At 50.7% G+C, this 26,321-nt stretch carries 30 protein-coding genes and 1 riboswitch; of the genes, 8 read left to right on the top strand and 22 right to left on the bottom strand.

Translation table 11 applies throughout. The annotated features are described in order from the left end of the window. Positions 1–7: 7 nt before the first annotated feature. Complete coding sequence (locus Psfp_RS05215; protein ID WP_134217487.1) at positions 8–2,041, bottom strand: penicillin-binding protein 1A; 2,034 nt, start codon at positions 2,039–2,041, stop codon at positions 8–10. 235 nt (positions 2,042–2,276) lie between these two features. Here Psfp_RS05215 and Psfp_RS05210 point away from each other — a divergent pair, with 235 nt between their 5' ends. Then, positions 2,277–3,125 carry an Asp23/Gls24 family envelope stress response protein gene (locus Psfp_RS05210; protein ID WP_134217486.1) on the top strand — a complete coding sequence of 283 codons (849 nt, stop codon included), beginning with the start codon at positions 2,277–2,279 and terminating at the stop codon, positions 3,123–3,125. Between the two features lie 13 nt (positions 3,126–3,138). Here the strand turns inward: Psfp_RS05210 and Psfp_RS05205 are convergent, their stop codons facing one another. The 19 genes from Psfp_RS05205 to Psfp_RS05120 all read right to left on the bottom strand — a co-directional run bounded on the left by Psfp_RS05205 (position 3,139) and on the right by Psfp_RS05120 (position 19,017). Further along, positions 3,139–3,831 (bottom strand): cell wall hydrolase, encoded by a 693-nt coding sequence (locus Psfp_RS05205; RefSeq protein ID WP_134217485.1) that lies wholly within the window; start codon positions 3,829–3,831, stop codon positions 3,139–3,141. Between the two features lie 142 nt (positions 3,832–3,973). Further along, complete coding sequence (locus Psfp_RS05200) at positions 3,974–4,594, bottom strand: precorrin-8X methylmutase (protein ID WP_134217484.1); 621 nt, start codon at positions 4,592–4,594, stop codon at positions 3,974–3,976. Beyond that, the gene (locus tag Psfp_RS05195) at positions 4,595–4,960 is read right to left on the bottom strand and encodes a CbiX/SirB N-terminal domain-containing protein (RefSeq protein WP_134217483.1); all 366 of its coding nucleotides are present in this window, start codon (positions 4,958–4,960) and stop codon (positions 4,595–4,597) included. A gap of 24 nt (positions 4,961–4,984) precedes the next feature. Then, a complete protein-coding gene (cobK, locus tag Psfp_RS05190) occupies positions 4,985–5,737 on the bottom strand; it encodes a precorrin-6A reductase (RefSeq protein ID WP_134217482.1) in 753 nt (250 codons plus the stop codon). Further along, positions 5,734–6,423 carry a precorrin-3B C(17)-methyltransferase gene (gene cobJ / locus Psfp_RS05185; RefSeq protein WP_134217504.1) on the bottom strand — a complete coding sequence of 230 codons (690 nt, stop codon included), beginning with the start codon at positions 6,421–6,423 and terminating at the stop codon, positions 5,734–5,736. Before cobJ ends, cobK begins: the two co-directional genes overlap by 4 nt. 29 nt (positions 6,424–6,452) lie before the next feature. Beyond that, on the bottom strand, positions 6,453–7,523 hold the full coding sequence (locus Psfp_RS05180) for a cobalamin biosynthesis protein (protein ID WP_134217481.1): 1,071 nt from the start codon (positions 7,521–7,523) through the stop codon (positions 6,453–6,455). Beyond that, on the bottom strand, positions 7,520–8,275 hold the full coding sequence (gene cobM / locus Psfp_RS05175) for a precorrin-4 C(11)-methyltransferase (protein WP_134217480.1): 756 nt from the start codon (positions 8,273–8,275) through the stop codon (positions 7,520–7,522). Before cobM ends, Psfp_RS05180 begins: the two co-directional genes overlap by 4 nt. A 247-nt stretch (positions 8,276–8,522) precedes the next feature. Continuing rightward, positions 8,523–9,122 carry a precorrin-6Y C5,15-methyltransferase (decarboxylating) subunit CbiT gene (cbiT, locus tag Psfp_RS05170; RefSeq protein WP_134217479.1) on the bottom strand — a complete coding sequence of 200 codons (600 nt, stop codon included), beginning with the start codon at positions 9,120–9,122 and terminating at the stop codon, positions 8,523–8,525. Then, the gene (gene cbiE / locus Psfp_RS05165; RefSeq protein WP_134217478.1) at positions 9,079–9,747 is read right to left on the bottom strand and encodes a precorrin-6y C5,15-methyltransferase (decarboxylating) subunit CbiE; all 669 of its coding nucleotides are present in this window, start codon (positions 9,745–9,747) and stop codon (positions 9,079–9,081) included. The genes cbiT and cbiE overlap by 44 nt, the downstream gene beginning before the upstream one ends. Continuing rightward, positions 9,729–10,844 carry a cobalt-precorrin-5B (C(1))-methyltransferase CbiD gene (gene cbiD, locus Psfp_RS05160; protein ID WP_134217477.1) on the bottom strand — a complete coding sequence of 372 codons (1,116 nt, stop codon included), beginning with the start codon at positions 10,842–10,844 and terminating at the stop codon, positions 9,729–9,731. The genes cbiE and cbiD overlap by 19 nt, the downstream gene beginning before the upstream one ends. 163 nt (positions 10,845–11,007) lie before the next feature. Continuing rightward, a riboswitch (cobalamin riboswitch) is annotated at positions 11,008–11,221 on the bottom strand. A 16-nt stretch (positions 11,222–11,237) separates the two neighbouring features. Continuing rightward, the gene (locus Psfp_RS05155) at positions 11,238–11,930 is read right to left on the bottom strand and encodes an ATP-binding protein (RefSeq protein ID WP_134217503.1); all 693 of its coding nucleotides are present in this window, start codon (positions 11,928–11,930) and stop codon (positions 11,238–11,240) included. A gap of 83 nt (positions 11,931–12,013) precedes the next feature. Beyond that, the gene (locus Psfp_RS05150; protein ID WP_134217476.1) at positions 12,014–12,832 is read right to left on the bottom strand and encodes a DnaD domain protein; all 819 of its coding nucleotides are present in this window, start codon (positions 12,830–12,832) and stop codon (positions 12,014–12,016) included. Positions 12,833–12,904: 72 nt separating this feature from the next. After that, positions 12,905–13,741, bottom strand: a complete 837-nt coding sequence (locus tag Psfp_RS05145; RefSeq protein ID WP_134217475.1) for a histidinol-phosphatase — start codon at positions 13,739–13,741, stop codon at positions 12,905–12,907. 136 nt (positions 13,742–13,877) lie between these two features. After that, entirely contained in the window at positions 13,878–14,231 is a 354-nt protein-coding gene (locus tag Psfp_RS05140; RefSeq protein WP_243120489.1) for a hypothetical protein, read from the bottom strand. Next, positions 14,228–14,566, bottom strand: coding sequence for a hypothetical protein (locus tag Psfp_RS21515; protein ID WP_190239016.1), 339 nt, complete (start codon positions 14,564–14,566; stop codon positions 14,228–14,230). The genes Psfp_RS05140 and Psfp_RS21515 overlap by 4 nt, the downstream gene beginning before the upstream one ends. 350 nt (positions 14,567–14,916) lie before the next feature. After that, the gene (locus tag Psfp_RS05135; RefSeq protein WP_134217473.1) at positions 14,917–15,222 is read right to left on the bottom strand and encodes an AzlD domain-containing protein; all 306 of its coding nucleotides are present in this window, start codon (positions 15,220–15,222) and stop codon (positions 14,917–14,919) included. Beyond that, positions 15,222–15,953 (bottom strand): AzlC family ABC transporter permease, encoded by a 732-nt coding sequence (locus tag Psfp_RS05130; protein ID WP_134217472.1) that lies wholly within the window; start codon positions 15,951–15,953, stop codon positions 15,222–15,224. The genes Psfp_RS05135 and Psfp_RS05130 overlap by 1 nt, the downstream gene beginning before the upstream one ends. 127 nt (positions 15,954–16,080) lie before the next feature. Then, positions 16,081–17,655: a phosphoenolpyruvate carboxykinase (ATP) gene (locus Psfp_RS05125; protein ID WP_243120488.1), complete on the bottom strand. Its 1,575-nt coding sequence runs from the start codon at positions 17,653–17,655 to the stop codon at positions 16,081–16,083. Between the two features lie 456 nt (positions 17,656–18,111). Then, on the bottom strand, positions 18,112–19,017 hold the full coding sequence (locus Psfp_RS05120) for a DMT family transporter (protein ID WP_134217471.1): 906 nt from the start codon (positions 19,015–19,017) through the stop codon (positions 18,112–18,114). 268 nt (positions 19,018–19,285) lie between these two features. On the opposite strand from Psfp_RS05120, the gene Psfp_RS05115 reads away from it, so the two are divergent. From Psfp_RS05115 to gap, 7 genes are all read left to right on the top strand, one after another. Continuing rightward, the gene (locus tag Psfp_RS05115) at positions 19,286–20,098 is read left to right on the top strand and encodes a basic amino acid ABC transporter substrate-binding protein (protein WP_243120487.1); all 813 of its coding nucleotides are present in this window, start codon (positions 19,286–19,288) and stop codon (positions 20,096–20,098) included. An 83-nt stretch (positions 20,099–20,181) separates the two neighbouring features. After that, positions 20,182–20,904 (top strand): amino acid ABC transporter permease, encoded by a 723-nt coding sequence (locus Psfp_RS05110; protein WP_205079466.1) that lies wholly within the window; start codon positions 20,182–20,184, stop codon positions 20,902–20,904. Further along, on the top strand, positions 20,891–21,613 hold the full coding sequence (locus tag Psfp_RS05105) for an amino acid ABC transporter ATP-binding protein (protein WP_134217469.1): 723 nt from the start codon (positions 20,891–20,893) through the stop codon (positions 21,611–21,613). The genes Psfp_RS05110 and Psfp_RS05105 overlap by 14 nt, the downstream gene beginning before the upstream one ends. 35 nt (positions 21,614–21,648) lie before the next feature. Next, on the top strand, positions 21,649–21,972 hold the full coding sequence (locus tag Psfp_RS05100) for an EamA family transporter (RefSeq protein ID WP_192895274.1): 324 nt from the start codon (positions 21,649–21,651) through the stop codon (positions 21,970–21,972). Continuing rightward, a complete protein-coding gene (locus Psfp_RS05095) occupies positions 21,972–22,289 on the top strand; it encodes a LysO family transporter (protein WP_134217468.1) in 318 nt (105 codons plus the stop codon). Before Psfp_RS05100 ends, Psfp_RS05095 begins: the two co-directional genes overlap by 1 nt. Beyond that, positions 22,286–22,879: a lysine exporter LysO family protein gene (locus tag Psfp_RS05090; RefSeq protein ID WP_134217467.1), complete on the top strand. Its 594-nt coding sequence runs from the start codon at positions 22,286–22,288 to the stop codon at positions 22,877–22,879. The genes Psfp_RS05095 and Psfp_RS05090 overlap by 4 nt, the downstream gene beginning before the upstream one ends. A 436-nt stretch (positions 22,880–23,315) precedes the next feature. Then, complete coding sequence (gene gap / locus Psfp_RS05085) at positions 23,316–24,329, top strand: type I glyceraldehyde-3-phosphate dehydrogenase (RefSeq protein ID WP_134217466.1); 1,014 nt, start codon at positions 23,316–23,318, stop codon at positions 24,327–24,329. Positions 24,330–24,525: 196 nt separating this feature from the next. Here the strand turns inward: gap and Psfp_RS05080 are convergent, their stop codons facing one another. Continuing rightward, positions 24,526–25,320, bottom strand: a complete 795-nt coding sequence (locus tag Psfp_RS05080; RefSeq protein WP_134217465.1) for a methyltetrahydrofolate cobalamin methyltransferase — start codon at positions 25,318–25,320, stop codon at positions 24,526–24,528. Positions 25,321–25,375: 55 nt separating this feature from the next. Next, a complete protein-coding gene (locus Psfp_RS05075; RefSeq protein ID WP_134217464.1) occupies positions 25,376–26,317 on the bottom strand; it encodes an acetyl-CoA decarbonylase/synthase complex subunit delta in 942 nt (313 codons plus the stop codon). Between the last annotated feature and the right edge of the window lie 4 nt (positions 26,318–26,321).

Genomic DNA, 26,321 nt, shown 5'->3' with positions numbered 1-26,321 from the left:
TCCTTTTTTAAGGGGGACTTTTTTTACTGCGGTTAAAGGTTTCAAAGAGGTTTTTAGGAACAACCCTGTCCAGGCCGGGCAAGGAAAAGCTCCTCGGTCCAAGGTATCCTTGTCTGGTGCTGTCCGGGGATATTACCCCTCCACCGCTTCCCGGGCATACCGCGGCAGGTTCAGTACCCTGGATGAAAGCCGCGTCGATCACCCTGGTGTTGAACGGACCTGCCAGCAGCCCGTCTTCGGCACATATAGTGACCTTCATAACACCAGCCGGCATGGTAAAATCTGAGGCTGGAACATCCTTCAAGGCTGCCTCAGCAAAGCTGGCCCAGATGGGAGCGGCTATCTGAGCGCCGGTTTGTCCCACCTCTTTATTTTTGTCATCGTAACCGATATAAACGGCAGCCACAAGGTCCGGTGTATAGCCAACAAACCAGGCTTCCTTGAGGTTCTCCGTGGTCCCCGTCTTACCCGCCGCCGGCCGTCCTACAGCGGAGGAAATATTAGACGCTGTGCCACCCGGTTTTAATACCGCTGTAAGCATATCAGTGACAATGTAAGCGGTTTTCTCATCAAGGGATTGCTCCAATTTCGGCCTGTGTTCCTCCAGTACCCGCCCGTTTCTATCAGTTATTTTTTGTATGAAGTAAGGCTCCGCTTTAATACCTTTATTGGCCAGCGGACCGTAAGCCCTGGCCAGTTCAAGCGGGGTCACCTCTGAAGTTCCCAGAGGCAGCGAGAGTACTGGCCGCAGCGGTGATTCTATACCCATTCGCCGGGCATAATTAGCCACCTTGGCAGCCCCTACCTGCTCGTTCAGCCTAACAGCCACCACATTATCAGAGGTATACAGCGCTTCTTTTAGGGTAAACGGACGGTTGTGGTAGCCTCCCTGGTAGTCTTCAGGCTCGTATCTGGCGCCGCCGGTCTGGAGAAAACTGACGGGTTCACAGATGATGGTGCTGCCTGCTGTATATCCACTGTCGATAGCAGCGGCGTAGAGAAACGGCTTGAAGGCCGATCCCGGTTGAAACCTGGCTACGGCCCGGTTGAATTGGGACCTGGCATAGTCTTTACCGCCTACCATGGCCTTCACCTGACCGGTTTTTGGATCGATTGCCACCAACGCTCCGTCAAGTTCCTGGTCGCGTCCCTTAAGCCCCTGAGAAACGGCTTTTTCTGCAGACTCCTGCATATTTAAATCCAGCGTGGTATAAATTAACAAACCACCTGAATATAATCTTTCCAACCCGTTGGGATAATTCTTCTCAATATAGTTCATGATCTCATTGGAAAAGTAAGGGGCCTTCCTTACAGAAACAGGCGACTTGGATGGCTGCAAAAACTGCCCACTGGCCTCCTGGGCCTGCTCCCGGCTGAGCATTCCAAGTTCTACCATCCTGTTGAGAACAGTGGTCTGGCGCGCTTTGGCCCCCTCGAAGTTCTGGGAGGGCGCATATATACTGGGAGCCCTGGGGACTCCCGCCAGCATCGCGCTTTCAGCGAGTCCCAGGTCTTTGGCCGGCTTATTGAAATAAGTCCTGGCGGCTGCTTCCACCCCGTAAGCGCCTTGCCCAAAGTAAATCTGGTTTAAGTACATTTCCAGAATTTCTTTTTTGGTGTGTTTTCTTTCCAGCTGGATGGTGAGGAAAATTTCCTCCAGTTTACGCCCTGCGGTCCGCTCCGGTTCCAGGTAAAGGTTTTTGACCAGTTGCTGCGATATGGTGCTGCCCCCTTCAACGATACTGCGCTCTTTAATATTTCTCCACAGGGCTCTGGCCAGGCCAACCGGGTCGATCCCGTGGTGCTGGTAGAACCTGGCGTCTTCAATGGCCACGATAGCCTGCTGCATATAGGGAGAGATGTTGTCGAGAGATACCGGAACGCGATTTTCCTCACTAACGGTAGTGATTGTTGTGCCATTGGCATCCAGAATTTTTGAAGGTACCGGAAAGTCTGCGTCAATAAAGGACCGGGCAGAGCAACCGGCCAATACCATGGTGGTGGAGATAAGTAACATCAACAACGTTATTTTTGCTTTCATTGTATTAGTCACCTTGTCCCTAATTCTAAAAACACTAGTTGGATACCCTTTGGAGATTTAAACCATATATACAGCATTCCTCTATAGCTGTGCGAATAATTCGCACTCACATAATACAACCATCAAAGGTTGAAATGCTGACACTTTAGTGTCACGTTTACCTTGACTATTGAATACAAGATGAATATGCTATCATCAAAAGGAAATTAGTCTTTTTTTAAAGTAGGTGTATTTATTGGAAGTTTACGCTCTAGTCGGACCAAGCGGTACAGGGAAAAGCCACCGCGCGGTTAACCTTGCCCACCAGATTGACGCCCAAGCCATTATTGACGACGGCCTTTTAATTCAGGGCAACCGTATCCTCGCCGGAAAATCGGCTAAACAACAACCCACCCGGATATCGGCCATCAGGTCAGCTCTGTTCATGGATGACAGACAGGCGGAAATTATGAAAGAGTCCCTTGGCGAGCTTGACCTGAACAGGCTTCTGGTCCTGGGTACTTCTATAGGTATGGTGGAACGTATTGCCTCAAGACTGGGACTGCCACTCCCCTGCCGTATTATTAAAATCGAAGAAGTCGCCAGCGAAAAGGAAATCAGGAAAGCCAAATACTTGCGGACCTGCTACAGTAAACATGTCATTCCTGCTCCTACCCTGGAGGTTAAAAAAAGTTTTCCCAATACCCTGGTCGACCCTCTCAAAGTTTTTATGCGTAAAAAAGGCGGCGCCTCCGGAAGAAAAGACTGGCTCGAACAGTCAATGGTCAGGCCTACTTTCACCTATAACGGCCGGCTGACCATCGCCAACAGCGCCCTGAGCGCCATCGCGGGGTACGCCGCCACATCAGTCAAGGGCGTCAGAAGCGCGGGTAAAATCGGGGTTGTTGTGGAGCATGAAGGGCTTGTCACTGTTGACGTTTCTCCTGTAATCTTTTTCGGGCTGAACCTCCCAGAAGTGGCAATTCAAATACAGCATAAGATTAAACAGAGCGTGGAAGACATGACCGGGCTGCAGGTTAAATCTGTAAATGTCCAGGTTAAAGGATTGAGTTTCGACCATATAGCGACAGAGGCGACCAGTTAACGGCCGCCTCCATTTATGTGCAGGTTGCAAAAACATGGTTGCCGATTTTGGTTACGACCGGCAGGGTCAGGATCCAGCTATCCCTACTGATATCTGGATTGTAAAAAAACAGCGCGCCACCTGTTGGGTCTTTCCCCGAGAGAGCCTGCTCAGCTGCCTTGAAGGCTTTTTCGTCAGGTTCCAGGTTGATTGAACCATCTTCTACCGGTGAAAACTGGTAAACCCTATTGTTTTTTTGCATAATCACTTCCGGTATTGTTTTTGGAAAATACGGACTGCTGATCCTGTTCAGGATAACGGCGCCGACAGCCACCTGGCCCTCAAAGCTTTCACCTCGTGCTTCAGCGTGAATTAACCTGGCTAGAAGCATCAATTCCTCCCTTGGCACAACCCCGCGAGACAAACGCCCCTCATAAGATAGCCCTTCGGGAATTTGCAGTACATCCCCTGGCCTGATCAGGCTGTCACTGAGGTTATTGGCCCTCATCAATTCACGTACTGCGACCTGATGTTTATAGGCGATTAAACTAAGATTATCTCCCTCTTGAACTGTGTAGCTTACCTCAACGGAACCGGTTTTTAACGAAGATTGAGTATTTGTGTTCTGGGAAGCCTCGTTGGCTGAGGCCGCCACGCTTCCGATCATAAGGGCCGTTATGATTAACGCAGCCGTCATGACCATAGTCCTGGGAACCAGTTTACTCATTTTTCCTCCTTTCCCGACTCCAAAAGGTATTTTTGCCAGCCAAAGACTTAATATACATTTATTTTTATCCATGATAAAGAATTATGAACAGAATTGCCAAAAAAAATACCCTCCACGGGTACTTTTTCGTTAACGAGTTATATTAAGCCAGCGCAAGCAGGGCGTTAACCGCTGCTGCGGCAATGGCGCTGCCGCCTCGTGTACCGGGCAGGGTTATATATGGTATAGCCAGTTTCAATAATGTCTCTTTAGACTCGCTGGCCCCTACAAATCCCACCGTGGTTCCTACAACCAGAGCCGGGGCCGCTTCGCCTTTTTGGATCATGCGGCACAGGGTAAAGAGGGCGGTAGGGGCGTTGCCGATGGCTATAATCCCCCTTTTCGCCTCTCGCGCCGCGCGCTCCATGGCCACCATGGCCCTGGTAAGTCCTCTGTCTTTAGCTTCTCGTGCAACATCCGGGTCGCTGATGTAGCACACAACGTCAATGCCAAATGAGCGCAAACGACCTGAATTAATTCCCACTTTGAGCATGTTGATATCAGTGGCAATTATTCTCCCGTTCCTGATAGCCTTCAGGCCCGCTTCTACCGCCTCAGGATGGATGGTGATTAGACCGGCAATAGAAACATCCCCCGTGGTGTGGACGATCCTCTTGATAATCTCCCGCTCTCCTACAGGCAGCCTGGCCAGGCCGGGCAGGTTCTCCTCAATAATTTCCATACTCTTTTGTTCAATCGCCTTGGGCTCACTAAGAACCATCATTTAGCAGACCTCCCTGATTCGGTCCATTATAACCTGGGCTACCCTTTCATCAGCGCCGATATTACTTGCCAACACCAGTTCTACCTCCGGATACTTCTCTCTTTCTCTCTGGACAATTTCAGGAATATCATCCTGGACGTGTCTTCCCTGGTAAAGAAATAAAGGCGCAACCACGATTCTTTGGGCGCCTTTTTTTATCATCTCCTCCACGGTAGCGGGGAGATCCGGCTGGTTGAACTGGAGCGAAGCTGTCGCAACAAAATCGTAGCTACAGGATTTTTCCAGCATCATTCGGTATGCCTCAAGCACCGTCCTTGCATCAACGGCCCGGCTGCCATGGCTGAGTAATATCACAGCAGTTGTCATGCCCCAATCACTTCCTATGCATTCTTAGTCAATCATCTTCATTAAGTCCCCGACGCTGCCCACTGCTCCGGAAAGTACGTCCGGCCGTTCCACAATAACTACCGGGATACCGGTTTCCAGCGCCGCGTTGAGCTTTTCCTCCATCCCGCCGGGGGTCCCGCCGTCTTTGGTAACCAAAACCTCAGCTTTGTAATGGCGCAATAAGGCTGCGTTGAGCTCCTGGCTGAACGGCCCCTGCATGGCAACCACATCGGCCGGAGTGAGGCCTAGTTGGAAACACTTATCCAATTCTTTCGGGTCAGGCAAAAGCCTCACAATCACCCTGCAGCCTCTCCTCTGCGCCTCTGCTACAAATATACCGAGTGTTTTGCTGCCTGTAGCCAGAAATATTACCCTGCCCAGCGCCGCAGCTTTTTGAGCAGCGCTTTCATAACTGCCGGCATAATGGAGCAGGGGGCTCTCCAGGACTCTGGAGGGGGGCCGCTGGTAACGTATGTAACGGATATTCTTCTCTCTGCACACCTTTAAAGCCAGCGATGAGATTTCTTGAGCGTAGGGATGGGTGGCATCCACCAGCAAGTCCACATTTTTATCATCAATCAACCGGCCGATTTCCTCCCCACTCAAACGGCGGCCGCTTACCTCAGCCGCGCCGCACCCCTCAAGCAACGCCGCCCCATAAGGTGTGGCGGCACAGGCCAGGACCTCTTTTCCTTTTTCAGCAAGGGTTTGCACGATCAATCTGCCGTCAGACGTGCCTGCCAGTACCAGGATCATAGCCGGTAGCCCCTTGGTGTGACTAAAAACCTGCCGACCCGGCGGGTCTGGCTATTTCCAATAATGATGGTGGTAAACATGTCAATGGAGTAATTCACCATACGCTCCAGGTCGGTGATCACGCTTACCTCATCTTTCCTGGCGACGTTGCGTACAATCCCCACCGGGGTTGCCGGTTTTTTATACTCAAGCATTATTTCTCTGGCCTTATGGATCTGCTCCGTCCGCTTACGACTGGACGGGTTGTACAGGACAACAACAAAGTCGCCCCGGCAGGCGTGCTCCAAGCGCTTCTCTATGATTTCCCAGGGCGTTAGCAGATCACTTAAGCTGATTACCACAAAATCGTGCATCAGCGGCGCTCCGAGACAGGCGGCGGCGAAAGTTGCCGCGGTTATGCCGGGGATAATCTCCAGGTCAAGAGATTCCACTGCGCCCTTCTGTTCCAGAAGCTCCAGTACCAGCCCCGCCATGCCGTAAACACCCGGGTCGCCGCTGGATACAAGAGCAACTTTTTTGCCTTCCAGCGCTCTATTAATGGCAAGGCTGCAACGCTCCACCTCCTTGGTCATGCCGCTGCTCACGACTTCTTTCTCCAGCAGCAGACCAAAGATGAGCTCAATGTACGCCTTATAACCCACCACCACCTCGGCCTGTTCCAGAGCTTCAAGGGCACGGCCGCTCATCTGGCCGGTTTCGCCCGGACCAATACCAACTACGGCCAGTCTTCCTCGACAATCGCTACCGTTACCCCGTTGAACGCTCTCTTGCGCAAAATCAACCTGGCCGCCGGGGCGGCCAATAGGGCCACTGGCTCGCAAACTCCACCAACTCCTATCCTGTCCTGAACAAATTGGGAATAAGAAAGGTCCCTGCCTTTTACGTCAAAAACACCTGCTATTTCTAACCTGCTGAAGGAAACAAGGGGCAATCCCATTTCATACGCAGCCTGAACCAGTCCTGCTTCTCCCGACCTCAAATCAATAGTAGCCAGCAGGCGCACCGAAGCAAGGCTGCGGTCCGCCAGGACCAGGGCTTGTTCCACAGCTTCCTTGACTGCCGCAGCGCTGATACCCGTGCGGCATCCCAGTCCCACCACCAGGTGTCGCGGTCGCAAAAACAGCGATTCAGATGGAAGACCGGCGATTAACCTGCTGGTAATAAAAACAATAATGCCTTTCTTTGGCGCCTGCAGGTAATTATCTATGGGTTTGGGGTGAAATTTTATAATCTCTGTTATTTTTGATGCGTCGTCAATATAAAAATGGACATCCTCCCCGTTAACCATGGCCGCACTGACAGTTTTCAGATGATGTAGAGGTTCAACAGCAAGGTTGTAGTCACGCGCCAAAAGATCCACCGCAGGTAGTCCTTGCACATCAGTAGCCGTGGTGATTACCGCCAGCGCACCCAGCTTGCTCTGGATATAACGGGCCATGTCGTTCGCTCCTCCCACGTGGCCGGAAAGAGCACTGATGGCGAACTGCCCCATTTCGTCCATTACAACAACCGCGGGGTCTGTCCTTTTGTTGCCAAGGCAAGGCGCCATGGTTCTGAAAACGATACCCATGGCCATAACCATAACCAGGCAACTGTACTGTTGGAATATTTCACTGCACAGTTGACGCAGGGGCTGCTTGTATGGGCGTGAGCCTGGAAAACTAGCAGCGAATCTGGCCGGCGCCAGTATGTCAACCTCTGCCCCCGGCAGTTCCGAGAGCGCAGTTGAAACCCTTAAGGCAGTCGCGGCGCCTTGCCTGGTCACGGCCACTACCCCTATTTTCACTGTGCCGGCCCTCTGAAGGTATGGTCGAAGCTTGTGTCATAAAGCCTGGAAGGCTCGTAATTCGCCCCGAAAGCCTTGCCCACCATGATTTGGGCGGTCCTGTTGACCCCTGCTTCCATCACCTTTTGCTCAATATCTTCAATGGTACCGTGAATGACCCGCTGTTCAGGCCAGGATGCCCGCTCTACCACAATAACCGGTGTGTCCGGTGTATACCCCCCTGATTTAAGCGCCTTGACCACTTCCGCCATCATATGCACGCTTAAAAAGATACACATGGTTGCGCCGTGCCCGGCCAGGGAAGACAGCGTTTCTCCAGCTGGCACAGGTGTCCGTCCTTCAGCCCTGGTCAGGATTACCGTCTGGGTTACACCCGGCAAGGTTAGCTCATGAGGGATAGCCGCTGCGGCAGCAAGGAAGGAACTAACCCCCGGTATTACGGAAAAGGGTATGCCGTCCCGGCGCAATTCGTCCATCTGCTCCTGGATCGCGCCGAACAGGGCAGGATCGCCGGTATGGACCCTGGCCACCCTTTTACCTTTGGCGTGCGCTTCAACCATAGTGTCTATAATTTCTTTCAGGGACATACCTGCGCTGTTATGTATCTCGGCCCCCTCTTTACAGTAATCGAGTAAGGCCGGGTTAACCAGGGAACCGGTATATATGACCACTTCGGCTTCAGCCAAGAGTCTTGCTCCTTTTACTGTAATCAGCTCCGGATCCCCTGGGCCTGCTCCGATAAAATAAATCATATCAACCCCCCCTTTTTGTACGAATAAACAACTACCTTGAAACCTTTCGGCCGCTACAATGTCGCTCAAATATAGGTGCGAATTCATTCGCACAAAAGCCCCATTTAAGATGTCCAAGTGCGGCGCCGACACGCCGTGTGCGATTAAAATGGCGCCTACACCGGGGTATTTTATAAGAATGTTTGGTCTTTTTCAGGTATTTAAGGCCGTGTCAGATCTTGAAAGACTACTTTATTGAGATCTATTATCAGTAATTAGCCCTCTTCTCCGCTGAAAGAACCGTAACCGGATTCATACCCTTAAGGAGGTGGCTGGCGCCGGCTTTCACTACCCTGGCGACGCTGATTTGCACCGCGTCGACATCGCCATAGAACTGTTGCAGTAGTTCTAAAGCGTGAGCCGCGGTTTCCAGAGTAATCGTGTTTACAATAATCCTGCCCCCTGGTAGAAGTCTCTGGTAAACACTTTCTAATATGCCGGTCAAATGTCCCCCGCTGCCGCCTACAAAAACACGGTCAGGGTCCGGCAGCTCGTCCAGGGCTTCCGGCGCGACACCTTCAATGATTTTCAAGTTATCCAATCCAAAAGCCTTCATATTGCTTTGAATCAAGTGAATCCCTGCCGGACTGCGCTCCACGGCGTAAACAAAACCACCGGTGGCCTGCAAGGCGGCTTCAACTGACAAAGACCCTGTTCCTGCTCCAATATCCCACACGACATGATTGGGCGCCAACCTGGCCTTGGCCAGGGTGATCACCCGTACTTCCTCTTTGGTCATGGGGACGTTGCCGCGCACAAAAAGCTCATCGCTTATTCCCGGTGTCCGGTAAATCCATCGGCTGTTCATCCAAAATCACCATAACATAATTTCTTTTATCCCACTGGCCTTCCCATCGGGCAAGATCAAGGATGGTAAAGGCATTAATTTCTTCGGCAGGGTACGAAAGTTCGGCGCAGACATAAGCAGTTTTGTCTTTCATGCCGGCGTTTACCAGGACACTTGCCAGAACCGGCGGTGGTTCCTCCGGTCCGGCCAGGACAACTACCTTGCTATTGCCTGCCACGGTCTCTGCCAGTACGGTCCGGTCCCGTCCATGGGTACTGACCACAACGGCGTCGTGCCAGGAAACTGCCAGCCGGGCGCAAGCATACTGTACCGAACTGATACCCGGGATGACCTGCAGCTGGGCAGGGGTAAAATGCCGCCTCAGGTACTGCAGGATACCGTACATGCCGGGATCACCCGAAGCTATTACCGCAATTTTTTTCTCGTCCATTCTCTCCCGGATATACTCAATCATTTCCTGCAGATTGTTTTTAATAGTGAAAATTTCGCCCGGTTGACCGCTGAAAAGGGCCAGGCTGCGCTCCCCGCCCACCAGGACATCCGCCTCAGCGACCGCCCGTATGGCTGCCGGAGTCAGATGTTCCTTGCCACCGGGTCCAACCCCTACTACAGCAATTTTTGCCATCCCATTTCCCTTCCAATTAAACGAGTTGACTCGTCCATACCCAGTATCGTTCCATCCAACCCCAGCAGTACCGTACCAGCTTTCAACCGGGTGCGGGTATAAGCCTCGGCCCTGGTACTGGCCCTGGCCGCAATAGCATTGAATATTCCGGCGAAGCCGCTCTCTTTAAGCAAACCCAACGCTTCTTCAGCAGAACCCGCTGCCATAATTTTGCTGATTAGACCGGCCGGCGCCCCGTAAAGACCTGCGAAGGCGGCAAGGGTCTCCATCCTCCCGTCGGCCAACCTGTTGTGGGTATGAAAGATGCCGGCTGCGACTTTTACTAATTTCCCATGGTGACCCCATAATAAAACTGCTTCAATGCCCCGGTCGACACAGACATCCAGCATGTAGCCCACAAAATTACTCATTTCAACCACAGCTTCGCGAGGCAATCCATACCGTTCGACCGCCGTCCGGAAGCCAATCCGGCCCGGGGTGAGGACGACCTTCCGGTAGCCGGCGGCCACAGCCAGGTCAACCTGTGGAGCGAGTGATTTTTTAAAAGCTTCTTCAGACATCGGCCTGACAATGCCGGTGGTGCCCAGGATGGAAATACCTCCAACAATCCCCAAACGCGGGTTAAGGGTCTTGAGAGCCACCTCCTCGCCCCCGGGGACTGAAATAGTAACCTCTACGCCCGAGCCTGGCCTAATAAGGTCGTCCAGGGCATCCACAATCATTTTACGCGGAACGGGATTTATGGCGGGACTGCCTACCGGCGCCTGCAAGCCTGGCCTGGTAACAACCCCGACACCTCGTCCCCCCATGATATGAACGCCGCCAGCACAGACAGCGACTTCAGCTACCACAGGCAGGCCGCTGGTTACATCGGGATCATCCCCCCCCTGCTTGATTACAACAGCCCTGGCACAGGAGCCGTCCAGTTCCAAACTCTCAACAGGAACCTCAAGCAGGTTTCCTTCAGGGTTCACAATGGTAATATTTTTGTTGGTTTCACCCCGCAACAGCAGCAATGCCGCCGCACGCGCCGCCGCTGCAGCTGACGCGCCGGTGGTAATTCCGGTCTTCAGCATGGATATTTCCAATTCATTCATAACAGTTCATTCATAACAGCTTCCTCCATGCGGCCGAAGAACTAAAATTCCTTGCGACAAAAGCTCCGTTGGCCGCACCAAGCCGGAGAAATGATAAAAGCCCGGTCAACTAGACGGGGCTTTTCATATGCGTCAAAAAAACCCCTGGCTTTCCAGCGAAGCCTGCGGTGAGCAGCAGACAGGCAGGTCTCCTGGCTTCCGGTCTTTGTTGCCGCGTCTTCCCGGTTAACCCAGTGACAAAAGTGCGGCGTACTCTCCCGGTTACAGTTGCGGGACCGCGCCGGCTCCTTAGATCTGGACCTTTTTGGAACCAGTTTCCATTTCCCCGGTCTTCCCTATTCTCCCCTCGGCGGGGCACCTGTCCGCGTTGTTCTTTTTCATATTTTACAGGTTTTAATAACCTTTTTCTTTGCGCTGTATAGCGCGTATGTCCATATCCACCAAAAACCGGTAGGGCTTGCACATCTCCAGCAAGCGTGAAGTAGTCCTTTCTCCCAGATAGCCTTCCAGGTCCTCGGGGCTGATATTGGTGGTTACGATGACCGGAAGACGGTGGTTGAGGCGGTAATTGATAATTGAATAGATTTTATTTCTGGTCCACTCCGTGTAATTATGAGCCCCCAGGTCGTCCAAAATCAGGAGCGGCACCTGCCTGGCCGTATCCAACAGGTCAAACTCGGTAAGGTCCTCAGTATTTCTTCCCGTGTCATAGGTCGAACGTATTTGATCCAGCAGGTCAGGCACCACAGCAAAAAGAATTGAGTTTCCTTCTTTCAGCAGGGTATTGGCGATACAACAGGCCAGAAATGTTTTACCGCTTCCCACCTGCCCTGTAAATAGCAGTCCGTCGGCTCCGGGATCAGCCGAAAATCTTTTGACAAAACCTTGAGCCGCTTCAAAAGCATGTTTAGCCAGTTCATAGTAAGATATCCCATTGACCAGATCGAGACAGTTTTTAGCGTAATATTTGAATTTGAAGTTTTCGAATGTGCATTTTTGAAGATTAACAGGCAGTCTGGAGTCCTTTAACAGTTTTGCTGCTGCCTTTTCTTTCATGCACCGGCAGGGTATAGCCCCTTCCTCCATTATAATTACGCCACGGTCACCGCACAGCTGGCAGCCCACCCAATCACCTGCATCCCTTAAATATTGTTAAGAAAAGTCATGTTTTAGATATAAAGAGTCCGGATGAAAGCCTTTTTCCTGGCATCGTTATTATTGTCCGCGCCACCCGGGCTTGTCCCGGTATTTGTGCTTTTTTGCCTGGAGCGCCGTTTTTGAAAATCCTGCTCGTAGCGGGATATTTCCTCCAGCGTCCTGACATTGTTCTTTTTCCATTCTATCAAGATGGTGTTAATATATTTGAAGTTGTGTTTACCCCCCAGAACCGCCCTTTTCAGCGCCTCAACAACAAGCAATGGCTCCATTTCACTTGCCCACTGGTCGATTTGCTCAACTTCTATGGGGGAGAGAAGCCGTCCAAATTCATTCTCAAATAAGGAAATAAGGTCGACGGTATGGACATCAAACCGGCTGTCACCTAAACCGGCCGAACTTTTAATCAGCTTTTCAGATTCCTCAATCTCCTGGGCGCGCAAGCCTGCCCAGATATCCGAGACCCTTAAGAATAGGGGTTCAAAATCATACCCCTCCACAATAAGGTTGCGGGTGCCGTCATAGAACCGGCTGACCGAGATGATATCTTTTTCGAGCAAACCAGCCAGTTCCCTCCTAATCCTGGCTGGATCAGATTCCATGCATTCAGCCAGCTTTTCGGGGGACGGAAAAAGCTCCTTTTCCTCCACGTGCAGTCTGATCAGCTGGATTAAGAGCATCATCTGGTAATCGGAGATACCAATACTTGAGTAAATTTTTAGAAGGATGTTGGGAATTGACGTTGAGCCCTCAAGCAGGAGGTCAGCTCCAAAAGTAGCGGTGATATTGCCTTCCTGGTCACATTTTACTATTTTCCCGCTTCTCTGAGTCATGGGGTTTGCCTCCTGGTTTTCCTAATTTTATTTTATGGTAAGGGGGTGGTTTTGTCCACCTTTTTCCGCCCCTTAAACCGGCTGCCGCAAGAGGTAGGAAACGGGTTCGATACCATAGCCGGCCAGTAATTCCAGTGCGCTATCCAAACCCATCCCGAGTTCCGCCAGGCGATGGGCGTCGGAGCCCAACGTAAATAGCCTGACACCTGAATCCACAGCCAGTTCAAGGATATCCATGGAAGGATGGAAATCGTTGAGTCCACGGCGCAAACCGGAGGTATTAACCTCCAGGCTCATGCCCCTTGCTGCTATAGTTTTGAGGACCGGTTCCGCAAACTCCTCGTGGGCGCGCGAAATCTCCGGCCCCCAATAATGCCGGCCATGACGGCGATAAAGATCCAGGTGCCCGATACAGTCAAACAGGCCGGAGCTTACCGCCTCTGACAGGAGCCTAAAGTACTCCCCTACCCCCGTTAGCATTTGCCTGCCAGGGAAATACAGGCGGCTTTCCTTCTTTGAAGATATGGCCAGATGTTCCAGGCAGTGGACAGAGCCCATCACAAAATCAAAAGGGTAGCCCCTGACTACCCGCTCAATAGCTTTTTCCTGCCCCAGGTCGTACCCCACTTCGATTCCTGCCCTAACCTTCAGGCCGTGTGCCGACCACTTCCGCCTCGCGTCCTCGATATCTTGGAAATACACGTCAAGCCATATCAGGTCGTCCATTGGTACTATGCCTTGGGCGATGCGGACAAACCAGTCCAGCTGCTTGCGCTGCGGGTCAACTTCCAGGTGAGTGGTGAAACAGATTTCACTAAGCCCAATATCGATAGCCTTCCTGCAGTATTCATCAATACCGGAAGGTTCCGCGTCAATTGAATAACCGGGGTGAACATGATAGTCGCGCATCTATTTACCCCCAAGCTGAAATGCAGGCTTAAATTTGGGAATGCAGGATCCACCTGCGCCCTACTACCTACAGCTTACGACTAAAATTGCGGGTTTAAAATTATTCGAGCATGCCTCATAGAAATTTAACGCATCTTTAAGTTATGAACTCAAGTATACTGGTCAGGCTGTCGACACTGATGTGACCGCCCAGAGGTTCCTCATCCTCAAAGTCCCAGGTGTGGGGATGGTGAATGAAGATACAGTTAAAGCCTGCCTGCAGCGCCGGGTTTATGTCTGACTTCATGCTGTTGCCCACCACCCAGGACAGCGGCGGCTTGATTTTCTGCTCGAGGGCAATTGAGGTATAAGCTGCAGCGTTTTTCTCGTTCAGGACATAGACCTTGTCAAACCAGCGAGCCAGCCCGCTCTGCTCAACTCTCAGGTTTTGCACTGCAGGTTCCCCTTTGGTGGCGAGAAGAAGCGGGTACCTCCCGGACAGCTGCGTCAAAACGTCTTCAGCGCCCTGGATTGGCCGGACTGGCTGCCGGTACACCCACCAGCCCAGGTCTTCAATTTCCTGCCGCGTTTTGCTGCAGTAATTTGTGCCATAAACGCGACAGCAATACTCATAAGTCTCACCAACGCACGTGGAAAGCAGTCCTTAAAAAATCCCCCGCTCAACTGCACGTTTTTAATATCATACTCGTTTAAGGTGGACAAAGCCTTCTCAGCGGGAAAACCCATTCCAGCCATTAGCGTGGCAAACCAACTTTTTGCCTGGTTGAAATAGACCGTGGTTTCCACCAGGGTATCATCAAAGTCCATTAAAATACCACGCTTCATAACCCTTGCCACTCCTCTTTAAAGGGATGTCTATATTATAAAACAATCCATACTCCCTGTGTTTTTTATTTTCGTGGAGGGCTCCAAATCAGTTCCGGCATAATAAAACATACAATAGACAATATAGAAAAGCCTTACGGCTCCTTCTTTATATTTTCAGCTATCATCCTGATTGATTCGGCAATTGACTCATGTGCCCTCATAAACCGCCACACTGCTACCGACAAGAACACATACAAAGCTGCTATAGGGATAAACGCAATTGCATTCATAAAACAACTCCTTTCAACTACCCCTAATATTCAGCAAAAAAAATTCTATTCCTGCAGATAAACCGAGCCCCTTTTGGCTTAGATAATTGATAACGCAACAGCTACTACAGCTATGGCGCCGGCCAGTACAATCAATATGTTTAATCCAGCCAGCGCCAGGAGCCCTGCTGTAAATCCTCCCAACAACCCCAGCCAGGGTTGCCGGCCGTCAACAGATGCCAATACGCCAGGAAAGATTAAAGCCCCCAGTGCCGCATAAGGCACATATTGCAGCCAACGGTCCAGCCAAATAGGAAACTGCAGCCTCTCGGGAAGTACCATCGGAAGCAGCCTTGGTATATATGTGACCAGGGCCATACCGGCTATCAACAGGTAAATTTTCACTATTTTCCCTCCTTGTAACACAACGCGCCGCAGGCGGATGCCAGCATGGTCGCCGCAACGACACTCCAGCCGGTGGATAATTTGAGCTCACTTAATAATATCCAGTTAAGGGCGCCTCCCAGCAAGGATATCATAGCAACCCTGCCCGATTTTTTCATGGACGGGACCAGCAAGGCAATAAACATTGCATATATTGATATACCCATGCTTTTCATTGCTATCTGCGGCAGGATGTCGGCAAATACTGTCCCGAAAACAGTACCGGTAACCCAGCCGCTGTATGCGATCACAGCCACCCCCGCAAAGCGTGCAGCTGTAATTTCTCTCACGGTTTCTTCCGACCCTGTTCCGACAGAACTGCCAATGGTGGTAAGCACAAAGGTCTCATCGGTTATCCCAAAGGAGAGAAGACCCTTTAGCGCCCTGTTTCCCTGTATTCTTTTCGATAGGACAGTGCTCATTAAAACGTGGCGCAAATTCAGGACGAATGTCGCCAGGATTATCTCAGGTACGCTCACCCCGCTTTGGAGCAGATTCAAGCCCATAAACTGGCTGGCCCCGGCGTACACCCAGGCCGACATCGCAGCAACCTGAAAATACGAAAGTCCGGTAGATGCGCCAAGTACTCCAAAAGCTACCGCGGCCGGGAGATAACCGAGAAATATTGAGAGGCCCTGCATTAAACCCAGGCGGAATTGCGCTACCTCTTTTTGAGCCCCCCATAAAGCCATAAATATCAACTCCTACATGAAAGACCAAAGGTTTTTATAATATATAATATCTCTGTCCTCAAAAACAAAAAAGCCCTGTTTTCCCTAAACAGGGCGATAAATCATAATTATTTCCGAGCTAAAAATCCTACAGAATGGTTTTGATGATTTCGTCCCGCAGGCCGGGGTACTTATTGAGCCACTCAGTACGCTCGCTGCGCAGTTTGGCAACCCGGTCCTTTAGTTCCGCAGGGCTGAAATAGGCAGCTGGATTGTATTCACTGATCTCTATCCCCGGAACTTCAAGCGGGATCAGGTACTTCCAGTCGGGGTCGTAACCCCATTTGATATTGCCCCTGGCCAACTCCGTCATGATCGTTGTCGACACCTTGATTGTAATTTTTTTTCCATTTTTATTTCCACCAACCCCAACACTTCCGGTGTTTAGCAGGTAGCACTCGATATCCGGATTCTTCCTCAGGATATCCAAGAGCCTGTTCCCCTCTTCCGACTCTTTGCCAATCATAAAGGGGTTTGTTCCCACCTCACGCTTTGACTCGCCGGCGCGGGTGGGATCACCGGCCGAAGTTTCGATCGACTCGCCCAGCATGAAATAGGCGGCGGCCTGTTCAGCAGTTAATTTGGCCACCGGGGGGATTATATCGTCACGCCTGGTGATAAAAACTATCCTGTTTGCTTTATCCAGGTCAATTCTATCGTCAGTGCCGGCAACCTCCTCGCGCAGGATTACGCCCCTGCCGTTTGATGTCAGGTCCGCATTGTCAAAAAGAACAGTCCCGTCATCCAAAACTTTGACATTCTCCAATATGGCATTGGAGGAAGTAGCCGCATCGTATAGAACCTTTTGAGAGGGATCCAGTCCTTCGGTTTTAATATAGAAACCATTCTCAGTTCCGTAGCAGTAGCCTGTTTCGTCCATCATCACCATGTCATCCTGGCGAATGATAACCTTTTCCTCACCTGTAAGACCATGGTCGTGGATGGTCAGGGTGGTCTTGCCGGTTCCGCTCAGGCCGAACATAATAAAGCCGACATCCTCAAGTTTGCCATTTGGCTTTTTAACCCTAAGCACCTTGCTGCCGGCGTGAAAACCGATTCCTCCCTTTTTTTTCCAAATGTACAACGCCATTCTTAAAAAGGATTTTTTAACCTCTCCCATGTAGTCAGTACCGAGGATAAAGGTTACACCTGCTTCCGGGTGTACAAAAACAACCCGTTCCGGCCACTCCGGAACAAAAATTGTTGTGAGATCAGGCTCCGACTTGACTGGATTGGGCTCGAACAGCATATTGCGCCACATATAAGGGATACGGGCATACCTTTTGGTAATGTAAAGACGGCAATTGAGATTGAAGTGGGGATGACGGCCCATCTGTCGCTCCAGGCTAATAACCTCTTGTGTTTTTAAGTATTCCAAAACCTTGGAAGCCAGCTCTTTTTCCCTGGCAAGCGGGATCCCGTGCTGGTCGACACCCAGGTATTTGCCATCCAAAATAAATGTGTTTTTGGCGCTACGGTTCCTAACCTTGGAGATAAAACTGGCGCTGCCGTAACAGGTTGTTTTCTCATCCCGGCTGGCCATCTCTCTTAGTTCCCACAACAACGGGTCTACGATCATCCGAGCTGCCTGGACCTGCTGGTTAAAGGGCGCGTGCACTGTAAAAGAATCTCTCAAGCTTCTCGGGTACGAGCTTGTCATCATCCTATTCTCCTCGAACTGCTTTTTAAGGGGGTAGTGCATTTGATCAATCACCTCTAGCGCTTTTTGGATATTGAATAAAGTATACAATGTCAGAAAAATATTTCAATAGTTATCCTTATTTAGTTCATATTTTATATAATGTATGTAATATTAAACTGAAAATTCGCGATTATCTCTCTTATCCGGAAATTGTGTTACGCTATTTTACGCAAGAGGATATACTAATAAAGCTAAAATCCCTTCATTTAGAGCAATGGTTTGGTAATTATGAGTTTAAAATTGGCAACAATTTGGCGGCAAGCTGCTCCCGATCGACAAACACAATTAAACTTCTTGCATATGCCCACATGGCCAAATTTTGACCCGATGCTGGCGCCACCATAGCGGCATGTGGAACCACTCTGTCATTCCTGACGTACAACCAGTAGATATTCCTGCTTGTTAAGCTTCAGAGGCTTATTGACCGGCCTCACCCTCTGCGGTCCGGGGAAGCCGGCCGGGCTCCCCAGGAGCGCTTTTAAGCTCTGTTACCAGCATACCAACCAGGATTAACAAGCTTCCCGCCCACTGCCGGAGAGTAAGGATCTCACCGCCCAGAAGCCAGGCGCAGGCTGCCGCAAAAACCGGCTCCATGGTAAAGATAATGGCCGTATGGGTGGGAGAGGTAAAACGCTGCACACTGTTCTGGATCAGGAAAGCAAACGCAGTAGCAGGCAAGGCTGTAACAAGCAAGGCTACCCATACCTCCCCGGAAAATGAAGCCGGCATTTCCTCCAGGAAAGCCGCGCACCCCAAGCTGGCTGCCGCCACCACACCCACCTGGATGATGGTCAGGACAACCGGGTCATGCCTTGGAGCGTAGTGTCCCACCAGGATAATATGCAGGGCGTAGGATACAGCGCATAAAAAAACCAGCCCGTCGCCATAGTCTATATTCAAACTATTATCCAGAGACAGCCCGGCCAGCCCAATTGCGGCGCTGGCAACGCCCGCTAGGGGAATCACACCGGGCAGGCGGCGTGTTAAACCGGCGGACACCAACGGTACCAGCACTACTGCCATCCCGGTGATAAAACCAGCCTTGGAAGCGCTGGTATATTTAAGCCCCACCGTCTGAAAGGCGTAACCGGCAAAAAGAAATAATCCAATCAAAAGGCCTGCCGACAGGGTCTTACGATCGACTTTCCTGAAGCGCTTCCAGAAGCTCGCCGCCAGGAAAATAAAGGCTGCAGAAAAGCGTAATACATTAAAATAGTACGGACCAATACCAGCCAGCGCGTCTTTAATAACTGTGAAACTGACGCCCCAGACCAGGGCCACGAATAGTAGCGCCAAGTCTGCCTTAAACTGCTTCTTAATCATTATATATTGTTCCTTTTTTATACATCCTGCTCTAAATTCATAACACCGCAATTACACTGTGTCAATAAAAGCTGGTGTCTGATTTCAATATGTTCATTTTGGTCATTCTTTTTTGTATGTAAATTTGGCGTGTTAGATTGTGTGCATAGAAGGAGTTTTATGTTGAAAGGCGAAAAAATAAAAGTGAAATTTTTTGGATATTGCCGAAGGAGGTGCCGTATAAAAGGTTCCCGTAATATTTTTGTGTAAAAAGAAGGAGGTATGGTTTTTGAAATCATTAAAATGGCTGGTCCTGACGGTTACCGTGCTCATGCTCGCCGCGCTGGCAACCGGTTGCGGCGGCTCGCAGGACAACGAAAAAAAGGACGCCTCAACTCAACAACCGGCTGCTAAGCAAAAGATCATTGTCGGTTCGGACACTACCTTTGCTCCTCTCGAATTTGCAGACGAGAAAGGTAACTATGTCGGTTTTGATGTCGACCTTATTAACGAAATCGCCGCAGTTGAAAATCTTGAAGTAGACTTCCGCAGCATGCCCTTTGACGGTCTGATTGCCGGCCTTGTTGCCAACCAGATCGATGTCGCCATCTCTTCCATGTCCATAGATGAAGAGCGTAAGAAATCCATCGATTTTTCCGATCCCTATTACAAATCAGGACTCAGTATAGCAGTACAGTCTAAAAACGATACTGTTAAAAGCTTAGACGACTTAAAAGGTAAGACTATCGCAGTGCAAAGCGGTACCACCGGCGAAAAGGAAGCAAAGAAAGTTGCCGGGGCCACGGTACGCTCCTTTACCAACTCCGACCAGACCTTTATGGAGCTTAAAAACGGTGGGGTTACTGCGGTAATCAACGATTACCCGGTCACGCAGTACTTCATCAAACAGGGTAACGCTGATGTTAAAATTGTGGGCGAACGCCTTACCTCCGAAGACTACGGCATTGCCTTGCCCAAGGGGAAAACAGACCTCCTCAACAAGATTAACCACGGTCTGAAAGAGCTCAAGAATAACGGCAAATACAAGGAACTCTACATGAAGTGGTTCGGTGAGGAGCCGCCCCAGGAATTACTCCAGTAGCTTCAAAATCAAATTCTGTTCGTCAAGGAAATGTGCGTAGCATCGATAGTGTTACGCATATTTCCTGTCAGGCGGTTTGAAAGGTGGAACTACCCTTGGAATTAATCTGGAATTCCCTCCCAATCATTCTGGAAGGCGCCCTACATACCCTGGAAATAACCTTAATCGCTATATCTTTAGGCTTCATTCTCGGCCTTTTTGCCGGCCTGGCGCGCCTTTCCAAAAAGCGCGTCGTCCGCCTGCTGGCCACTTGTTATGTCGATTTTTTTCGCGGGACCCCGCTCCTGGTGCAAATTTTCATGGTTTATTTCGGACTTCCCCAGCTTCTCGGGTCATTCCAGAACTTTATGATGGACACATTTCATATCGCTCAGATCTGGGAGAGCACTCATATCAACCCTTTTCCCGCCGCGATTATATCTACCAGCTTAAACAGCGGCGCCTACATTGCCGAAATCTTCCGGGCCGGGGTCCAGTCCATCGAGCGCGGCCAGATGGAGGCGGCCCGCTCTCTGGGTATGACCCACATACAGGCCATGCGTTTTGTCATTCTGCCTCAGGCTTTCAAAAGGATTATCCCGCCGCTGGGCAATGAGTTTATCGCCATGTTAAAAGACACTTCTCTCCTTTCTGTTATAGGCTTTGAAGAAATGGCGCGCCGCGGCCAGTTAATTATTGCCCAGACCTATAAGCCCTTTCATATCTGGCTTACAGTGGCGTTTATATACCTGATCATGACTTTCGCCATCTCGCGCCTGGTTGACTACATGGAAAGGAGGCTCAAGGCTGGCGATGATCGTCGTTAACAATCTGCACAAGTATTTTGATAAGCTTGAGGTTTTAAGAGGCATAGATTGTCATGTGGCGGAACAGGAAGTCGTTGTGGTCATAGGACCGAGCGGCTCAGGCAAAAGCACCTTCCTGCGCTGCCTGAATTTACTGGAGGAACCGACCTCAGGAGAAATTTTTATTGAAGGAATATCAATTACGGCCAAGGAAACCAATATTAATATTCTCAGACAGGAAATGGGCATGGTTTTCCAGCGCTTCAATCTGTTTCCACATAAAACAGCTCTGGAAAATATAACCCTCGCGCCTGTCCAGGTCCGGCGGATGTCCAGGAGTGAAGCCAATGAGATCGGGCACAGCTTGCTTGCCAAGGTTGGTTTGAGAGACAAGGCTGACGTTTACCCCGATCAACTATCCGGGGGACAGCTCCAGCGGGTGGCCATCGCCAGAGCGCTGGCCATGAAGCCCAAGGTGATGTTATTTGACGAGCCCACTTCCGCGCTGGATCCCGAAATGGTCGGCGAGGTCCTGGCTGTAATGAAGAACCTCGCCCGTGAAGGTATGACCATGGTCGTGGTAACGCACGAAATGGGTTTTGCCCGTGAAGTCGGTGATCGCGTACTCTTCATGGATGAGGGAAAGATTGTTGAGGAAGGCACACCCGAACAAATATTTGGCAACCCCCGTAATGAACGGACCAGGGCCTTCTTGAGTAAAATACTGTAGAAAGACACGTTTGATAAAGAATTAAGCTTGGCTCGTTGCTGGTAGCCCTATCAGCACTATGCTTCAGCACAACAGCTATTCTTGCCAAGCTTGCATACAACGGCGGAGTCTCAACCCCCGCTATGCTGTCTATACGCTTTATTCTGGCCAGTGCCGTGATCTGGTTGATTATTGTTTTGTTAAAGAAGCCGGCTGCTGTAAGTCCTGCTGATTTAAAACAGCTTGCGATACTGAGTTTGCTCGGTTATGGGGTTGCTACCACCTTATTTTTTCAGGCAATTAAGCTGCTTTCCGCTTCTCTTGCCTCGTTGCTTTTGTATACTTACCCACTTATAGTATTTACAAAGGAGCCTGGCTGATGACCACAATCCTGCTGTCTCTGACCTTTGGAATTATAATCGGCTTTGCTTGGCGAAATTCCCCGGAAAAAATTAAAAGAGCTAATTTCATAACCCTGATTGGTCTATTTTTTTTACTTATGGTGATGGGAGCTCAGTTGGGCTCCAATAAAGAGGTACTGTCCGGGATAGGTGAAATGGGTAAGGAAGCCCTTATTATTGCAGCCTTCAGCATTATTGGGAGCGTCCTGCTGGTCCATCTGGCCAGCAAGTTTATTCAAAAAAACCTGCGTAGAGCACCCCAAGAAGGCGCTGCGGGGACAGGTGGAAAACGTTGACCATACTAGTCCTTATATGTATAGTTTTAGGTGGCCTATTGGGTGCGGCGCTCCCCCCCAACCTGACTACACACCTGGAAGCCCTTACCACTGGCGCGCTCTGCTTCATGCTGGTAGGCATCGGCATTGAATTGGGCAGCCAGAAGGAAGCCTGGCTGCGCCTCCGTTGCATGGGGTGGCGAATTATGCTGGTGCCCGTCCTGGTGGCAGTTGGCAGCCTGGGCGGAGCCGTTGCTGCTGGTTTTTTTCTTGGTATGCCAATCAAAGAAGCCTCCGCTGTGGGGGCCGGTTTTGGCTGGTACAGCCTGTCCGGCGTTATTCTATCAAAAATATACAGCGTCGAAACCGGTGCGCTGGCTTTTATGACCAACATCATGCGGGAATTGATATCTTTTGTAATTATCCCTATCGTGGCTGCCAGAATCGGCAACCTGGCGGCTGTAGCCCCCGGCGGCGCTACTACCATGGATACAACCCTGCCCTTGATTGCCAGGACAACCGACGCTGATACAGCTGTAATCGCCCTGGTTAACGGCACCACCCTGTCAGCCATGGTCCCGTTGCTGGTGCCGCTGCTTATTGGACTGTGAAATGAGTCGTGGGGCGTGAGTCGTGAGTATATCCTGCATTCCTTTCGGGTCGTAAGCCTCGGGGCGTAAGCCATCGACCGCTTCTGCTGAAGAAGCGGTTTTTTGTTTGTTATGGGACTTCATTTGTAGGTGGTTCTTTATTCTCAAAGAATGTCCCCCCTGCCGCTATCGCGGCGCAGGCATAAAATAAGGCTTGATCTATGTGGGTGTGATTTCAATCACACCCGGCGCGCCAGCGCTAAAATTGTGTGCTAATCACACATTTGTGCGAACGAAGTCACACCTACATTTTTACAGGGGAATTGCTCCATATTCTGCATAATTTTTTTCAGTGTGGCTGGGCTGCCTTATATGAGTATTACGAAATACCTGTGGGTAATCTAAGGGTGAAAACAACACTATGTCACGAAATAGAAACCATAAGGGGGACCATAAAATGGCAGTTAAAGTTGGTATTAACGGCTTCGGGCGAATTGGCAGAAATGTATTCCGCGCCGCTATGCAAAGGGATGATATTGATATTGTAGCGGTTAACGACCTGACTAATGCTTGCACACTGGCGCACTTGCTGCAGTTTGATTCCGTGCACGGCATTCTTGACGCTGATATCTATGCTAATGAGGAAAGGGAATTCAGGGTCAACGGAAAGGAGATCAAGGCCTTCGCTCTCCCGGACCCGGGTACCATCCCCTGGGGGGACTACGGGGTGGAGGTTGTTGTAGAATCAAGCGGGCGTTTTACCAACCGGGAAACTGCATCCAAACACCTGAACGGCAAGGCCAGGAAGGTAGTAATCAGCGCCCCGGCAAAAAATGAGGATATCACCATCGTAATGGGTGTCAACGAGAATATGTATGACCCCTCCAAGCACCAGGTGATCTCCAACGCCTCCTGCACCACCAATGGCCTGGCGCCGGTCGCTAAAATTTTGCACCGGGAGTTTGGCATCGTGCGAGGCCTGATGACAACCATTCACTCTTATACCAACGACCAGCAAATCCTCGATTTGCCTCATAAAGACCTGCGCAGGGCAAGGGCGGCGGCCATGTCGATAATCCCTACCACCACCGGCGCCGCGAAAGCGGTGGCCCTGGTTATACCGGAGCTTAAAGGCAGGCTAAACGGCCTATCGATGCGAGTACCCACACCCAACGTCTCAGTGGTAGACCTGGTAGCCGAGTTGGAGCGGGAGGCTTCAGTGGAAGCTATCAACAGCGCCCTGAAGGCAGCCGCTGAAGGGGAACTAAAAGGCATCCTGTCCTACAGCAACCTGCCTCTGGTCTCCAAGGACTATAACGGCAATCCTTACTCCTCGATTGTAGACGGTCTATCTACTATGGTCATCGACGGCAAACTGGCCAAGGTGATTGCCTGGTATGATAATGAGTGGGGTTACTCATGCCGTGTAGTCGACCTGGTCGCTTACATCGGCAAACATGGTATAAGCTAATGCATTAAGCCCACTACGCATGAGGCTTTTCGAGAACCAGTTAACATGACCTTTTCCATTACGATAAATAAAAGACGGCCTGCTTCCGGCATTATTGCCACAAGATACAGGCCGTCTCAATGTTTTGTTACAGGCAGAATCCACCTGGCCCAACTTTAAAATGACTAACAACGGTTGTTGCTTTGCTGCAGGATCTCTAGCGCTGCCTGAATGTTTTTAAAAACGCGTCGCAATAAATGCTTCTGTTGAGCAATATTTCGGTGGCGGCCGCCGCGTCAACCAGAAGGTCGTCTTCCATATCCACTATTGCCGAATCAAGGCCTGCGGTTATGCACATCACCATATAAGTCCGGTTCAAGAGGCGGCGCTCGTTGCACCGTTGGGATACATTGGATAGACCAATAACTGTCTTGGGCGACGGGCTGGCCAGCATCTTAATTTGGCGGATGGCCTCAATTACTTCCGGGCCGTGATCCTGAGCAACGTTAGCCGGCAGAACCAGCGGGTCAATATAGAGATCTTCCATCGCCAACCCGTGCATATCGGCATTTACCACAAGCTCCATAGCCAGGGCGGCGCGTGCCGCCGCGTCCTTCGGTACACCCGCCTCGTTCATAGCCAGCCCGATCAGCCTGGCTCCATACTGAACCGCCATCGGGAAATAAATGTCCATCTTGCTCTGTTCAGCGCTGGTTGAGTTGATTAAGGCCTGGCCGCGGTGTACTTTTAACCCGGCTTCAATGGCTGCGGGACTGGTTGAGTCCAAGCAGCAAGGCAGTGTACTTGCCGCTTGGGCAGTCTGGACCAGCCATGTCATTACTGCAGGCTGCTCTTCCGGGGAAACGGTGGGGCCGGTGTTAATATCCAGCCAATGGGCTCCTTTTTCTTCCTGCCGCTTTGCCCAGTATTGAATGACAGCTGCGTCTTTATTTAATATTGCTTCTTTGATGTCCTTAAACATTCCGTTAATGCGTTCACCGATTAATTCCATAATATTTACAACCCCCCTTGTGCGAATGAATCCGCAACCACGTTTGATACGATTATCATTTTGTTGCCCCGGTCATGGCGGCAATGTGAGTCTTACACTGTTTAAGCGATTCCGGGTGACGAAGGATTAATACGGAGCCACCGGCCTGGACAAAACTGACCGCTGTAAGCGATTCCCAAAGGACTGCACGGCGCGCCTGCTCACCCCATTCCTGATTATCTTCCGTTTTGGCTTCTTTAGTCTTCCAGGTTTCAGACCCGATAAAGCAGATCACCGGCATGGACAGCATTTTATCCCCGGTCAGGGCGCCGATCCGCGCCCGCTCCATGATCGAATAGGCATACTCAAGACCATAGCCGAGGGGACCCACCAGAGGGTCGATAGCGATGCGATTTAGGGGCAGGTTCATTTCATTAATCAAGATGTTCAACTGCTTGGCCAGGTTTATATCCAGCGGTGAAGAGGCGATGATGTTATGGCCATGTACCATGCAGGAGGCGGTAATGGTTTTATAGTTATTGGGCGTGGCGCAACCGATTAACACATTTCTCCCGGCCAGCGCTTCAGCAACAGCCGCCAGCAAACCAGCGTCCTTTTCTTCCATGCCGCAGCCTAATACCACAAGAGGAACGTTCACAGCCTCAGCCACAGCCCGCGCAGTTGCGGCGGCCGCTTCCGGAGAGGTATCTTTTTGGTCCGGGTGAGCGCTGATAAGTCTCAGACAAATCAGGTCGGCCCCAAAGTCAACACACTTGCGGGCCCAAGCTGCCGGATCAGTGAGCGCATCGCCGTATTGAATCTTCAGCGTCTCCGGCCATTCTTCCGGCTCCATATCCAATACTTCCAAACCAACAACCGGCTTATTTGGACAACCTCCCTCAAAGGGGAGAAAGGGTAGTGTGCTTTCCCCTCCAACCTTGAGAGCGTTTGGCTCCAGACCCATGTTCATTTCGGCAACCTGCCCGGTCCAGCGTTCCTTCACAATCGCAACCGCCATAATT

Source organism: Pelotomaculum sp. FP (assembly GCF_004369245.1).
In the GTDB taxonomy this organism is placed as follows: domain Bacteria; phylum Bacillota; class Desulfotomaculia; order Desulfotomaculales; family Pelotomaculaceae; genus Pelotomaculum_C; species Pelotomaculum_C schinkii.
The sequence above is the reverse complement of the archived record's forward strand: the minus strand, read 5'-3'. Positions and strand labels throughout refer to the sequence as shown.